Source organism: Hyphobacterium sp. SN044 (assembly GCF_021864465.1).
In the GTDB taxonomy this organism is placed as follows: Bacteria; Pseudomonadota; Alphaproteobacteria; order Caulobacterales; family Maricaulaceae; genus Hyphobacterium.
Genome location: NZ_JAKKUV010000040.1, coordinates 1 through 331, shown reverse-complemented (window position 1 = coordinate 331; position 331 = coordinate 1). Strand labels below are relative to the sequence as shown.

Annotated in this window: 1 pseudogene; it reads right to left on the bottom strand. The window is 46.2% G+C overall.

Features of this window, described 5'->3' with window-relative positions:
• Positions 1-130: 130 nt before the first annotated feature.
• Positions 131-331, bottom strand: a pseudogene (locus L5876_RS14960) (cytochrome c oxidase subunit II); the annotation flags it as partial.

Below are 331 nucleotides of genomic sequence, written 5' to 3'. Positions count from 1 at the left end.
GCTGGCTTGGTTCATCCAAAAATGAAGACTTGATTTTTCTTGGTGGAGCAGGGCCTTTGGCTGGTTCGTCGAACTGTGACTTTGGCTTCTGTTCAAAGGCAGAACGGGCATCGGCGGTTCGCTGCGACACTTCAACTGCGATAGGTATAAAGGAGTGATTAGCTCCACAGATTTCTGAGCATTGACCATAAAAGATACCTGGTTGAGAGGTGGTAAACCCAATTTGGTTTAGTCGTCCGGGCACGGCGTCTACTTTTACACCTAGTGCAGGTACAGTTCATGAGTGAATAACATCTGCAGCGGTGATTAGTATTCGAATTTCTAGTTGTAT